Source organism: Nocardioides bigeumensis, from assembly GCF_039531755.1.
GTDB lineage: Bacteria > Actinomycetota > Actinomycetes > Propionibacteriales > Nocardioidaceae > Nocardioides > Nocardioides bigeumensis.
In genome coordinates, this window is sequence record NZ_BAAAQQ010000012.1 from 244,214 (window position 1) to 257,288 (window position 13,075).

Annotated in this window: 14 protein-coding genes; 9 read left to right on the plus strand and 5 right to left on the minus strand. The window is 71.9% G+C overall.

Annotated features, from left to right (window positions below):
- Positions 1-20 precede the first annotated feature (20 nt).
- Together ABD295_RS13660 and ABD295_RS13665 are read right to left on the minus strand one after the other, a co-directional pair.
- Entirely contained in the window at positions 21-377 is a 357-nt protein-coding gene (locus tag ABD295_RS13660; protein WP_344304307.1) for a YciI family protein, read from the minus strand.
- 4 nt (positions 378-381) lie between these two features.
- A complete protein-coding gene (locus tag ABD295_RS13665) occupies positions 382-744 on the minus strand; it encodes a YciI family protein (RefSeq protein WP_344304308.1) in 363 nt (120 codons plus the stop codon).
- A 113-nt stretch (positions 745-857) separates the two neighbouring features.
- On the opposite strand from ABD295_RS13665, the gene ABD295_RS13670 reads away from it, so the two are divergent.
- Complete coding sequence (locus ABD295_RS13670; RefSeq protein ID WP_344304309.1) at positions 858-1,712, plus strand: ATP-grasp domain-containing protein; 855 nt, start codon at positions 858-860, stop codon at positions 1,710-1,712.
- Here ABD295_RS13670 and ABD295_RS13675 read toward each other — a convergent pair.
- Positions 1,705-2,235, minus strand: coding sequence for a DoxX family protein (locus tag ABD295_RS13675; protein WP_344304310.1), 531 nt, complete (start codon positions 2,233-2,235; stop codon positions 1,705-1,707). The two genes, ABD295_RS13670 and ABD295_RS13675, sit on opposite strands and share 8 nt — an antisense overlap.
- A 216-nt stretch (positions 2,236-2,451) precedes the next feature.
- Between ABD295_RS13675 and groL the strand changes: the two genes are divergently transcribed.
- Positions 2,452-4,080 (plus strand): chaperonin GroEL, encoded by a 1,629-nt coding sequence (gene groL / locus ABD295_RS13680; protein WP_344304311.1) that lies wholly within the window; start codon positions 2,452-2,454, stop codon positions 4,078-4,080.
- 190 nt (positions 4,081-4,270) lie between these two features.
- Here the strand turns inward: groL and ABD295_RS13685 are convergent, their stop codons facing one another.
- Positions 4,271-5,074, minus strand: a complete 804-nt coding sequence (locus ABD295_RS13685) for an alpha/beta fold hydrolase (RefSeq protein WP_344304312.1) — start codon at positions 5,072-5,074, stop codon at positions 4,271-4,273.
- A gap of 25 nt (positions 5,075-5,099) precedes the next feature.
- Here ABD295_RS13685 and ABD295_RS13690 point away from each other — a divergent pair, with 25 nt between their 5' ends.
- The 7 genes from ABD295_RS13690 to ABD295_RS13720 all read left to right on the plus strand — a co-directional run bounded on the left by ABD295_RS13690 (position 5,100) and on the right by ABD295_RS13720 (position 12,182).
- A complete protein-coding gene (locus ABD295_RS13690; protein WP_344304313.1) occupies positions 5,100-5,582 on the plus strand; it encodes a hypothetical protein in 483 nt (160 codons plus the stop codon).
- Positions 5,575-6,165 carry a nucleotidyltransferase family protein gene (locus tag ABD295_RS13695; protein ID WP_344304314.1) on the plus strand — a complete coding sequence of 197 codons (591 nt, stop codon included), beginning with the start codon at positions 5,575-5,577 and terminating at the stop codon, positions 6,163-6,165. The genes ABD295_RS13690 and ABD295_RS13695 overlap by 8 nt, the downstream gene beginning before the upstream one ends.
- A gap of 172 nt (positions 6,166-6,337) precedes the next feature.
- The gene (locus ABD295_RS13700; RefSeq protein WP_344304315.1) at positions 6,338-7,237 is read left to right on the plus strand and encodes an AAA family ATPase; all 900 of its coding nucleotides are present in this window, start codon (positions 6,338-6,340) and stop codon (positions 7,235-7,237) included.
- Positions 7,234-8,367, plus strand: a complete 1,134-nt coding sequence (locus ABD295_RS13705) for a vWA domain-containing protein (protein WP_344304316.1) — start codon at positions 7,234-7,236, stop codon at positions 8,365-8,367. The genes ABD295_RS13700 and ABD295_RS13705 overlap by 4 nt, the downstream gene beginning before the upstream one ends.
- Positions 8,360-9,493, plus strand: coding sequence for an XdhC family protein (locus ABD295_RS13710; RefSeq protein WP_344304317.1), 1,134 nt, complete (start codon positions 8,360-8,362; stop codon positions 9,491-9,493). The genes ABD295_RS13705 and ABD295_RS13710 overlap by 8 nt, the downstream gene beginning before the upstream one ends.
- 158 nt (positions 9,494-9,651) lie before the next feature.
- Positions 9,652-10,740 carry a ScyD/ScyE family protein gene (locus ABD295_RS13715; protein ID WP_344304318.1) on the plus strand — a complete coding sequence of 363 codons (1,089 nt, stop codon included), beginning with the start codon at positions 9,652-9,654 and terminating at the stop codon, positions 10,738-10,740.
- 296 nt (positions 10,741-11,036) lie between these two features.
- On the plus strand, positions 11,037-12,182 hold the full coding sequence (locus ABD295_RS13720) for a transcriptional regulator (RefSeq protein ID WP_344304319.1): 1,146 nt from the start codon (positions 11,037-11,039) through the stop codon (positions 12,180-12,182).
- A gap of 24 nt (positions 12,183-12,206) precedes the next feature.
- Here ABD295_RS13720 and ABD295_RS13725 read toward each other — a convergent pair whose 3' ends face one another.
- Positions 12,207-13,016: a trypsin-like serine protease gene (locus tag ABD295_RS13725; RefSeq protein ID WP_344304320.1), complete on the minus strand. Its 810-nt coding sequence runs from the start codon at positions 13,014-13,016 to the stop codon at positions 12,207-12,209.
- Positions 13,017-13,075: the final 59 nt, after the last annotated feature.

A 13,075-nucleotide genomic window follows, 5' to 3' on the forward strand; every position in this document is an offset into this window, starting at 1 on the left:
CTGCGGTTCCGGCTCCGGGGTCACTCGCCGATGTCGACCACGGGGCGGATCTCGACGGTGTAGGCGGCCGGGAGCATCCGGACGAGCTCGACGGCGGTGTCGAGGTCGGGGAGGTCGACGATCCAGAGGCCGCCCACCTGCTCGACGGTCTCGGCGTAGGGGCCGTCGGTGACCTTGCGGTCCGCGCCGGAGCCGGGGTGCACGGTGCGCGCGGTGGACGCGTCGTCGAGCGCCTCGCCCGCGACGACGGAACCGCGCTGCTCGACGGCCTCGTGGAAGGCGCCCATCGCGGCCATCGCCTCGTCGCGCTCGGCCTCGGTCAACGCCTCCCAGCGCTCGGCGGCGTTCTCCTCCGCCATCATCACGACGAACTTCACACCGTCACCCCCCGCTTCCGGACAGGCACTCGCGCACCTCGAGGGCGCCCTCCCCCTCGGCGAGGATGCCGACGGTGTCGAGGAGTCCCGGGAGGTCGTCGGTCTCGATGAGGTAGAAGCCGCTGAGCTGCTCGACGGCCTCGGCGTACGGTCCCTCCGTGACCGCGATCGCGCCGCCGGTGTCGCGTCGTACGACGCGTGCCTGCGACGCCGGCGCGAGCTCGGCGCCCCCGGTCATCTTGTGCCCGCGCTCGGCCAGCGCGGCGGCGAAGTCGCGGTGCTTGCCGTAGACCCGCTGGCGCTCGGTCTCGTCGAGCGCCGCCCAGGTGGTCTCGTTGTCGGGGATCAGGACGATGTACTCGGTCATGGGGTTCCTCTCGCTCGGTCGGAGTCTGTCATCGAGATGACGGGCGACGAGCTGTCGAATCGACAAGGCTCTGATGATTGTCCAGACCACGGGCGCGGGCCTAGCATGATGAGGTGAGCGTATTACTCGCTACCTGCGCCGATCGTCCCGAGGGTGAGCCGAACGCCGCCGTCCTGGACGCGGCACTGGCCGCGCGTGGCATCGACTCCCGCTGGGTGCGGTGGGACGACCCTGCGGTCCGCTGGTCGGAGGCCGGGTTGGTCGCGGTTCGGTCCACGTGGGACTACACCCACCGTCTCGACGACTTCCTCGTCTGGGCGCGGCAGGTCGAGCAGGAGACGCTCCTGCTCAACGGCGCCGACGTCTTCGCCTGGAACTCCGACAAGGCCTACCTCACCGGGCTCGGCGACCTGCCCGTCGTCCCGACCGTGGCGCTGGCCGGCCGGTGGGGGCTGGTGGGTGCGGTGGCGGCGCTGGGGCGGGTCGCCGTGGTGAAGCCACGCGTGGGCGCGAGCGGGCACGGCGTGGTGCTGGCCTCCGACGCCGCGGACCCGGTGCTGGCAGGCGTGCCCGACGTACCCCTCGTCGTGCAACCGCTCGTCGAGTCGATACGCACAGAGGGCGAGCACTCGATCTTCATGATCGACGGGCGGGCCCGGGGTCGGGTCCGGAAGGTGCCGGGCCGCGGCGAGATCCGGGCGCACGAGGAGCGCGGAGCGGTCGTGAGTCCGGTGTCCCTCGACGAGGACGTCGTCGCGCTGGCCGAGGCAGCGCTCGTGCGGGCGGGCGAGATCACCGGGCGCCGGATCGACTACGCGCGCGTCGACCTGCTCCGTCACGAGGGTCGTTGGTGCGTGGGGGAGCTGGAGCTGATCGAGCCGGGGCTCTACCTCGACGTGCTGCCGGGGCTCGCCGAGCCGTTCGCCGACCTGGTGGCTGCGCGGTTGGGTCCGGGACGGCTCAGGTGAGGCGGGCCCGGGCGAGCCTGGCCTCGCGCCGGGCCTCCCTGGCCAGCTGACGCGCCTCGCGCCGGGCGTCGCCGGCGACCCGCTGCGCCCGCCAGGCGAGACCCGGCTTGCCCTCGGTGTCGACGGCCGCGAGGAACAGGCCGCCGAGCATCGAGACGTTCTTGAGGAAGTGCTGACGCTGGGCGCGCTTGGCCGCGGGGTCGGGCTCCTCCCAGAAGGGGTGCTCGGCCACGGTCGTGGGCACCAGCGTCACGGCCAGCACCGTCGCCGACAGCCGGGGGGCGCGCCCGGTGGCGAGCGCGAGGCCGGCCACGACCTGCGCCGCGCCGGAGATCCGCACGAGCGTCGTGGGGTCCTCGGGGATCGGGAGCTGAGGGGCGAGCTTCTGCAGCAGCGGGACCAGCCTGTCGGTCACCGGCTCCGCGGCCCCTGCCTTGGACTTCGCGTCCTTGAGCGCGGCGACGCCCCCAGCGACGAACACCGAGGCGAGCATCGGGCGGGCGAGCATCCGAGAGAGCGTCATGAGGCCTGTCTACCGGAAACGCGCACCGTTTGCACTCGACGTGGGCGAGTGCTAAACATGACGCTGGCACTCTCGACACGAGAGTGACAACCCTGGATCGGGGAGGCTGAGGTCCGGAACGCCGGCGGGAAGGGTCCGCCGACACGGCCGGGCCGTCCGTCGCGGGCAGCGTTCCGATCCTCCAGGACATCAGATCCGGTAAAGGAATCGCCCAGCATGAGCAAGCTGATTGCTTTCAACGAGGAGGCCCGGCGCGGCCTCGAGCGTGGCATGAACACGCTCGCGGACGCCGTCAAGGTCACGCTCGGTCCCAAGGGCCGCAACGTCGTCCTCGAGAAGAAGTGGGGCGCCCCCACGATCACCAACGACGGTGTGAGCATCGCCAAGGAGATCGAGCTCGAGGACCCCTACGAGAAGATCGGTGCCGAGCTCGTCAAGGAGGTCGCCAAGAAGACCGACGACGTCGCTGGTGACGGCACCACCACCGCCACCGTGCTCGCCCAGGCGATGGTCCGCGAGGGCCTGCGCAACGTCGCAGCCGGTGCCAACCCGATGAGCCTCAAGCGCGGCATCGAGGCGGCTGTCGAGGCCGTCTCCGCCCAGCTGCTGACCATGGCCAAGGACGTCGAGACCAAGGAGCAGATCGCCTCGACGGCGTCCATCTCCGCGGCCGACGAGACCGTCGGCGAGATCATCGCCGAGGCGATGGACAAGGTCGGCAAGGAAGGCGTCATCACCGTCGAGGAGTCCAACACCTTCGGGCTGGACCTCGAGCTGACCGAGGGCATGCGCTTCGACAAGGGCTACATCTCGGCCTACTTCGTCACCGACCCCGAGCGCATGGAGACGGTCCTCGAGGACCCCTACATCCTCGTGGCCAACCAGAAGGTCTCCTCGGTCAAGGACCTGCTGCCGCTCCTCGAGAAGGTCATGCAGTCGGGCAAGCCGCTGCTGATCATCGCCGAGGACGTCGACGGCGAGGCCCTGTCGACCCTGGTGGTCAACAAGATCCGCGGCACCTTCAAGTCCGTCGCCGTCAAGGCACCGGGCTTCGGTGACCGCCGCAAGGCCATGCTGCAGGACATCGCGATCCTGACCGGTGGCCAGGTCATCTCCGAGGAGGTCGGTCTCAAGCTCGAGTCGACCGGCGTCGAGCTGCTGGGCCAGGCCCGCAAGGTCGTCATCACCAAGGACGAGACCACCATCGTCGAGGGTTCGGGCGACAGCGACCAGATCGCCGGTCGTGTCAACCAGATCCGCGCCGAGATCGAGAAGTCGGACTCCGACTACGACCGCGAGAAGCTCCAGGAGCGCCTCGCCAAGCTGGCCGGCGGCGTGGCCGTCATCAAGGTCGGCGCGGCCACCGAGGTGGAGCTCAAGGAGCGCAAGCACCGCATCGAGGACGCCGTTCGCAACGCGAAGGCGGCCGTCGAGGAGGGCATCGTCGCCGGCGGCGGCGTGGCCCTGGTGCAGGCCGGCGCCACGGCGTTCGAGAAGCTCGACCTCTCGGGCGACGAGGCCACCGGTGCCAACATCGTCAAGGTCGCCATCGAGGCCCCGCTCAAGCAGATCGCGGTCAACGCCGGTCTCGAGGGTGGCGTCATCGCGGAGAAGGTGCGCGGCCTGACCCCGGGCCACGGGCTCAACGCGGCCACCGGCGAGTACGTCGACATGATCGCCACCGGCATCATCGACCCCGCCAAGGTGACCCGCTCGGCGCTGCAGAACGCCGCGTCGATCGCCGCGCTGTTCCTCACCACCGAGGCCGTCGTGGCCGACAAGCCGGAGAAGGCTGCCCCGATGGGCGGCGACCCGTCCGGCGGCATGGGCGGGATGGACTTCTGATCGACCAGGCGCACGCGGCGAAGCCGCGGACGCCGTCGGTCGATCAGGTTGAGGAGCGTCCGGCGCAGACCTGAGCGAAGCGAAGGACTGCCCGGTGCGTCTCGAAGCCTCGGTCCGCCAAGCAGACAGCGCAACACCAGAACGGCCCCCGCTTCGGCGGGGGCCGTTCTGCGTCACGGCGTTCTGCGTCTTAGAGGCCGGCGAGGAACGCGCGGACCTCGCGCTCGAAGAACCCGGGTGCCTCGACGTGGACGTCGTGGCCGACGCCCGGCACGACGACGAGCCGGGAGTCGGGCAGGGCTGCGTGGATCGCCCGCGCGACGGGCAGCGGAGCGCGCACGTCGTGCTCGCCGACCATCAGCAGCGTCGGACGGTCGAGACCGGCCAGTCCGGGTCGCAGGTCGGCAGCGGCGAACGCCTCGATCATCGGCAGCGTCCCGGCAGGGCGCACGGAGTGCAGCATCGTGCGGAACAGCTCGGTCGGCTCGGGGCCCGGGTCGGTGTGGAAGAACTCCGCCAGATAGGCGTCGGCCCACTCCGACGGCGGGCGGGCGAGCTCGCCGCGCAGCCGGGTCAGCCGGGCGGCGACTTCGTCGGCCGGGAGGGAACCGGCCCAGCCGGCGTACGCACCGGCGAGCACCAGCGAGCGCACCTTCGCCGGATACCGCTGCGCGAAGGCCAGGGCCAGTCCGGCCCCGAAGGAGAGCCCGCCCAGGTGGACCGGCCCGAGGTCGAGCGTATCGATCAGGTCGGCCACCGCGTCGGCGTACCACGCGAACGGCACCGGCCCGGGCGGGTCGTCGGAGCCGCCGCAGCCGGGCACGTCGAACGCCAGGACGTCGAAGTCGTCCGAGAGTGAGCCGAGCTGGTGAGACCAGGCCCGGCTGTCGCTCCAGCCGCCGTGCAGCAGCACCAGCGGGTCGCCGGCGCCCGCCCGGCGGTAGCTCATCCTCCGGCCGTCGACGTCGAGCTGCTCCGGCTCGAGGTGGTCCACCTCGGCAGTGTGGCACCGTGGAGGCATGCGACGCCTCGGTCTCCTCGTCCCTGTCGTCCTCCTCGCGGTCGCCGGGTGCGGGTCCAGTGCCCAGGACGACGACCTGGGTGGCGCGGAGAGTGCCGCCGAGGCCTCGACGAGCGGGTCGTCGCCGGCCGGCGAGGCGGTGCTGCTCGAGGCCCCGCCCGACGCCGGCGCAGGCCGCTGCATGGCGCCGTCGGCCGACGTGCTCGCCGAGGCGGACGTGGCCTTCAGCGGCACGGTCCGGTCGATCGAGCACGGGCTCGTCGACGTCGAGGTCGACGACTGGTACCGCGGCGACGGCGGCGACGTCGCGCAGGTCCGCGCCCAGTCCGGGCAGATGCAGGCACTGATCGGTGCCGTCGCGTTCGAGGAGGGCGGACGGTTCCTGGTCGCCGGGATCGACGGGGAGCTGATGGTCTGTGGGCTCAGCGCGGCGTACGACGAGCAGCTGGCCGGCCTCTACGACGAGGCGTTCGGTGGCTGATCGGTTCCCTGATCCCACCGGCGTCCACGGTCTGCTCCTGGCGGCGGGCGAGGGCCGGCGGATGGGGATGCCCAAGGCGCTGGTCCGTGACGACGACGGCACGTCCTGGCTGCACCGCTCGCTCGCCGCGCTGCGCGACGGCGGCTGCGCGCAGGTCACGGTCGTCCTCGGGGCCGGTGCGGCGGAGGCCCGGCTGATGCTGGACGGCAAGGTCGAGGTCGTCATCGCCGCCGACTGGGCGGAGGGCATGGGCGCCTCGCTCCGCGCCGGGCTCGGCGCGCTCCCTGACGCGCTCACCGGGCCGGTCGCCACCCTGGTCTCGCTCGTCGACCTGCCCGACGTCGGACCCGACGTGGTCGCGCGCGTGCTGGCCGCGGCGACCGGACCGCAGGCGCTCGCGAGGGCGGCGTACGACGGCGAGCCCGGCCACCCCGTCCTCCTCGGCCGCGACCACTGGGCCGGCGTCATCGAGACCGCTGCCGGTGACCGGGGCGCCCGCGACTACCTCCTCGCCCACCAGCACCAGCTCACCCTCGTCGAGTGCGGCGACCTCGCGTCCGGGCACGACCAGGACTCGCGTTAGCTGACCACGAGGAGCACGTCCGAGCGGTCACCTATCCGTGCTGATCGTGGTCACCTATCTGGACTTGCGGATCCTGGATCGTGCGCTCCAGGTCGTCGTCGAGGTCGCTCACCGTCCAGGCTGCGGCGCTCGGCCAACCAGGAACCAACACCCCGCTGAGTAGCCTGGAAGCGTGGACAACGCCGAGCCTGGGGAGTCGGTGCAGGACGTCGCCGCGCGGCTGCAGGCGACCGGCTACCTCACCGACGAGGCGCTCGCGACCGTCGTGTTCCTCGCCCAGCGCATGGAGCGGCCGCTGCTGCTCGAAGGCGAGCCCGGCACCGGCAAGACCGCGCTGGCCGAGGCGATGGCGCAGTCGCTCGACCTGCCGCTCATCCGACTCCAGTGCTACGAGGGCATCGACGCCACGCAGGCGCTCTACGACTGGGACTTCCCGCGCCAGATCCTGCACCTGCGCGCCCTCGAGGCGGTCACCAACCGCGGCGGCGCCGAGCAGGACGTCGAAGAGGCCGAGAAGAGCCTGTACGACGCCCGCTTCCTGCTGGCGCGTCCGGTGCTGACCGCGCTGCAGGAGAGCCCGGCCGTGCTGCTCGTCGACGAGGTCGACCGGGCCGACGACGAGTTCGAGGCGTTCCTGCTGGAGGTCTTGTCGACCTACCAGGTGACCATCCCCGAGCTGGGCACGGTGAAGGCAGCCCGCCCGCCCTTCGTGGTGCTGACCTCGAACCGCACCCGCGAGCTGCACGACGCACTGAAGCGGCGCTGCCTCTACCACTGGATCGACCACCCGGGGCTGGAGCGGGAGGTGGCCATCGTCCGGTCGCGGGCGCCCGAGGTCTCGCAAGCGCTGGCCGAGCAGGTCGTCACCCTGGTCCAGCAGCTGCGCACCGGCGACGGCCTGCTCAAGCCGCCGGGTGTCGCCGAGACCCTCGACTGGGCCCGCGCGCTCCACCACCTCGGCGCCGCCGAGGTCGACCTCGCCACCGCGTCGGCGACGCTCGGCGCCCTCGTGAAGTACCGCGAGGACGGCGACCGGGTCAGGCAGGCACTCGAGCGGATGCTGACGACGTGACGGCGACCCTGAGGCAGCCCGACGAGATCCTGGTCGGCTTCGCCAGGGCCCTGGCGGCCAGCGGGGTGCCGGTGACGCTCGACCGCACGCAGGGCTACCTCGAGGCCGCCTCGATCGTCGGCGTCGACGACCGGCGCGCGACGTACTGGGCCGGGCGGGCCACCCTCTGCGCAGGTCCGGACGACCGGGCCCGCTACGACCAGGTCTTCGACGCCTACTTCAACGCCCGCGACGGGCTGCCGCGCTCCCGGCCGGCCTCGGAGCCGACCCCGGTCAGCTCGATGAGCCTGGAGGACGACGACGCGGCCGAGGGCGACGCCGACTCCGACGACCAGGACCACGTCCGCGCGCTGGCCAGCGAGACCGAGGTGCTGCGGCACCGCGACGTCGCGGCGATGACCCCGGCCGAGAAGCAGCGGCTGGCCGCGCTCTTCGCCTCGCTGTCGTTGCGGCCGCCGACGCGTCGTACCGCCCGGCACCAGCGCTGGCACCGCGGCGAGATCGACGCGACCCGGACCCTGCGCGCCAGCCTGCGGCGGCTGGGCGAGCCCGCCGAGATCGCCCGGCGACGCCGTGGGCGGCGGCCGCGCCGGGTGGTGCTGCTGGTCGACGTCTCCGGCTCGATGACGGCGTACGCCGACGCGCTGCTGCGCCTGGCCCACCGCTTCACGGTCTCGACCGGCTCGACCAGCGGAAGGGCGCGTGTCGAGACGTTCACCGTGGGCACCCGGCTCACCCACCTCACCCGGGCGCTGCGACTGCGCGACGCCGACCGCGCCATCGTCGCGGCCGGGGAGACGGTGCCGGACTGGTCCGGCGGCACCCGGCTCGGCGAGACCCTGCGCGTCTTCCTCGACCGCTGGGGCCAGCGGGGCATGGCGCGCGGCGCGGTCGTGGTCATCTTCAGCGACGGCTGGGAGCGCGGCGACCCGACGCTGCTGGCCGAGCAGATGCAGCGCCTGCACCGGATCGCGCACCGCGTCGTCTGGGTCAACCCGCACCGCGGCAAGGTGGGCTACGAGCCCGTCCAGCAGGGCGTCGTCGCGGCGCTGCCGTGGTGCCAGGACTTCGTCGCCGGGCACTCGCTGGCGACGTTCCACGAGGTCGCGGAGGTGATCGCGCGTGCGTGAGGTGCTGCCCGAGCTGATGCGGTGGTGGGAGGCCGGCGAGACGATCGGCGTCGGCACCGTGGTCGCGACCTTCCAGTCCGCGCCGCGGCCCCCTGGCGCGTCGATGCTCGTCGGGCCCGACGGCGAGGCCGTCGGGTCGGTGTCGGGCGGCTGCGTCGAGGGTGCGGTCTACGACCTGGCCCAGTCGGTCGTCGCCGAGGGCACCCCGGTGCTCGAGAGGTACGGCGTCTCCGACGACGACGCGTTCGCGGTCGGGCTCACCTGCGGCGGCATCCTCGACGTGTACGTCGAGAAGGTCTCGCGTGAGACCTTCCCAGAGCTCGCCGACATCGCCGCCGACATCGAGGCCGGCCGCCCGATCGCGGTGGCCACCGTGGTGGAGCACCCGGACCCCACGGTCGTCGGACGTCGGATCCTCGTCCGACCCGACGAAGCCGTCGAAGGCGCGTCCCTCGGGTCCGCGCGCATGGACGACGCGGTGCGCGACGACGCGCTGGGGCTCCTGGCCTCGGGGACCAGTGCGACGCTCACCTACGGCCCCGACGGCGAGCGGCGCGGCGAGGGCATGAAGGTCTTCGTCTGGGCGTTCGCGCCGAAGCCGCTGATGCTGGTGTTCGGGGCGATCGACTTCGCCGCCGCCGTGGCGCGGGTGGGCGCCTTCCTCGGCTACCACGTCACGGTCTGCGACGCGCGGCCCGTCTTCGCGACGGCCACCAGGTTCCCCGAGGCTGACGAGGTCGTCGTCGACTGGCCGCACCGCTACCTCACCAAGCTGGTCGACGCCGGCTCGGTCGATGCCCGCACCGTCATCACCGTCCTGACCCACGACCCGAAGTTCGACGTGCCGCTGCTCGAGGTCGCCCTGCGGCTGCCGGAACTGGCGTACGTCGGCGCGATGGGCAGCCGGCGTACCCACGACGACCGCACCGCCCGACTGCGCGAGGCCGGACTGACCGACGAGGAGCTGGCCAGGCTCTCCAGCCCGATCGGCCTCGACCTCGGAGCGCGCACTCCCGAGGAGACAGCGATCTCGATCGCGGCCGAGATCATCGCGGTGCGCTGGGGTGGAACGGGCCAGCCGCTGGCGGTCACGGACGGGCGAATCCACCACCTCGCCGACCGCTGACAGGCCACTTCTGCCCTGTCTGCTGCGAAAGCCGGACGATCTTTAGCAGAACACGCTGGCCAAATCTCTTTACAGTCCGCGCCCGACCCAGCATCGTGCCTCGTGGCGCAGGCGGCGGCCTGCGCGTACCGACAAGAACCCCAAAGGGAGTACCCACGTTGAACCGCAAGCATCTCGCGGCCGCAGCCGCGACCTTGGCCCTGGTGGCGGCGGGGGCCACCACGGCACCCGCGACGGCCGTGGTCGCCGACGCGCCTTCGTCGAAGACCATCGTCAAGAACCTGCTCAGCCCGTTGAGCCTCGCGGTGTCCGACGACGGCACCGTCTACTACTCGCAGAACTTCGCGGGTCAGCTGTTCAGCAAGTCGCCGGGCAAGAAGCCCGTGCAGCACTTCCAGGGCAAGAAGGGCGAGGAGGTCGGCGCGGTCTCGGAGCACCACGGCTCGGTGCGCTTCGCCACCACGGGCAAGAAGAAGCTCCTCTGGGGCATCGGCGGATCGGGCAAGCCGGTCAAGATGGCCGACCTCGGCGCCTACGAGGCGGAGAAGAACCCCGATGCCGGTGCGCACTACGGCTTCGAGACGATCACCCCCGGCTGCGCGCAGCAGCTGCCCACGGGTCCGGAAGCGCCCCCGGCGCAGTACACCGGCATCGTCGACTCGCACCCCTACGGCTCGGCGATCGACGGCTCGACGACGTACGTCGCGGACGCCGGCGCCAACGCGATCCTCGCGGTCAAGGGCAACGGCAAGATCAAGACCGTCGCCCTGATCCCGGGCGTGCCCGTCGTCATCACCCAGGAGATCGCGACGGCCATCGGGTTCCCCAACTGCACCGTGGGCCTCACCTACGTGCTCGAGGGTGTGCCCACTGACGTGGAGAAGGGGTCTGACGGCAAGCTGTACGTCTCGACCCTCACGGGCGGTCCCGAGGACGGCAGCACCGGCGCGCTCTCGAAGGTCTACAAGATCAACCCGAAGACCGGGGCGGTGAAGCTGCTCGCGGACAACCTGTTCAGCGCCACGGGCGTGGCCGTCGCCGACAACGGTGACGTCTACGTCTCCCAGCTGTTCCCGGGGACGATCTCGCGCATCAAGAAGGGCAAGAGCGTCGCGAAGCCCTACTACTCGTCCAAGCTCACCGCGGCGGTCGAGTGGACCGAGGACGGTCTCTACGCCACGACCAACGCGTTGACCGGGCTCGAGCCCGGCTCCTCGCCCAGGGGCAAGGTCGTCTGGATCGGCTGATCCGCCGCACCTGACGCAGCACCGAACGCGGCCCCCGGCCGGCGCCCTCCGGCGCCGGACCGGGGGCTTCGTCGCGTCACGCGCGCTACGGCCTGCGGGTGGACGCCGACCACGCTTCGTCCAGAATCCCTGACCCTCTGGTCTCTTCGGCACCGGGCGGTACCGTGACCACCGTCACTACGACAGTGGGCCGGAGCACGATGAAACCGCACGACCGAGATCTGCAGGACCGTCGGGTCGCCGCTGCGCGCGCGTGGGCGGCCTTCGTCGAGCAGGGTGACCGAGCAAGTGACTTGGTGCGCCCGGAGATCCTGCGCAGCTGGGAGCTCTCGCAGCAGGCCGTCACCCCCGACGTCAGCAGCGCCCCGCTCGCCGACGAGAGCGACACCGCGGAGGTGTGGCGCGGGTCCCCGCTCCAGCACGCGGTCGCCGCGGTCGAGGACGAGCTGCGGCGTACCGCCGAGGACGGCGACCTCGTCATCGCGGTCACCGACGCGGACACCCGGATCCTGTGGACGTACGGCGGCCGGGTGATGCGGCGCAAGGCCGAGACGGTCAACTTCGTGGCGGGCGGCCGCTGGGACGAGGCCAGCGTCGGCACCAACGCCCTGGCCATCGCCATGCGGCAGGGCACCCCGTCGATGGTCTTCAGCGCCGAGCACTACGCCTCGATCGTGCACAACTGGGTGTGCTGGGCGGCCCCCGTGATCGACCCGGCGAGCGGTCAGCCGATCGGCGTCCTCGACCTCTCGACCACCTGGGACCGGAGCCACCCCATCGGCCTCGCGACCGCGCGGATGATGGCGCGGATGATCGAGACGGCCATGCCGCGCTCGGGCTGGTACGCCGACCCTGCTGGCGAGGCGCCCCAGCCGGCCCCCGGTCTCACGATGACCCTGCTCGGCACCGCCGAGTCGTGGCTCGACGGGCAGCGGCTGCTCCTGAACCGTCGGCAGACCGAGATCCTGGCGCTCCTGGCCCTGCACCCCGAGGGCCTGTCGCTGGAGCAGCTGCACGCGCTCGTCTACGGCGACCAGGCCGTCACCTTCTCGACGCTCAAGGCCGAGGTGTCCCACCTGCGCAGCGCCGTCGGTGGGCAGCTCGCCTCCCGCCCGTACCGCCTGCTGCTGCCCGTCGCGACGGATGTCGACCAGGTGCTCACGCTGCTGCGGCACGGCGACGTGGGCGCGGCCGTGGCGGCGTACGGCGGCGACCTGCTGCCCGGCACCAACTCGCCGGCGCTCACCGAGCTGGCCGACTACGTCGCCGTCGCGCTGCGCGAGGCGCTGCTGGCCGACCCGCGCCCCGACGCCGTGCTGGCCTACAGCGAGCGGGCGCCGTACGACATCGAGGTGGTCGAGGTCTGCCTCGCCGCGCTCGGCGAGCACGCGCACCCGGCCAAGCCGTTGCTCAAGGGCCGGCTCGCAGCCGCCCGGACCTGACCGGCCCGGGCGACCGCGGCCCGACTAGGCCAGGAACGGCAGGATGAACGCCTGCGCGGCCTCCGTGTCGACGCGGTAGGCGAAGTCGTTGCCCTTGCAGGTGTTGTTGAGCCCGAAGCTGTTGACGGCGACGATCACGTCGGAGTCCTGCCACAGGATCGGGCCGCCCGAGTCGCCGGAGCAGTTGCCTCCGCGGCCGTCGCCGGGGTTGTTGGTCGTCTGCAGGCCGACGCCGTCGACGAGGTTGCTGCGCAGGTTGATCAGGTCGCTGACGGCGTACATCCGCTTCGGCTGGTTGACGAGGTAGGGCTTGCGCTGCTGCAGGCCGTAGCCGACCGTCGTGAAGTACGTGTCGCGGGTGCCACGCTTGGTGGCGAGCTCGTCGAGGGTGCGGAGCGGGGCGACCGTGGCGTAGCGCTCGACCACGAGCTCGGTGTCCAGCGTGTAGATGCCGAGGTCGTGGGTGTCGGGCGTGGTGAGCGCGCCGGTCCAGCCGGGCATCGCGTGCGGCTCGCCGGTGGCGTCGTACAGGTCCGAGGTGGCGAAGGCGACGCCCTCGAGGTTCTCCTCGAGGAAGATGCGGGCGTACTCCGCGCCGTCCGTGCAGTGCGCCGCGGTCAGCACGACGTCGGCGGCGAGGAGCGAGCCGCTGCAGCGGCCGATGTACTCGTCATCGGCGTCGAACATGGCGACGAGGACGACGTAGGGGTGTGCCCCGTCGTCGTCGACGCCGTAGTTGATGGCCTGCGCCGGAGCGCTGACGGTGGTCAGCGCGGCGAGCGTCAGGAGCGCGGTCAGGGACCGCCTCACGAGGGTGTTCACGAGTGCCTCCATGGCAAGAGTGGAGCTGGGGTGACTAAAGTCGCCAACCCATCACTCAGGCGTGGTCCTGT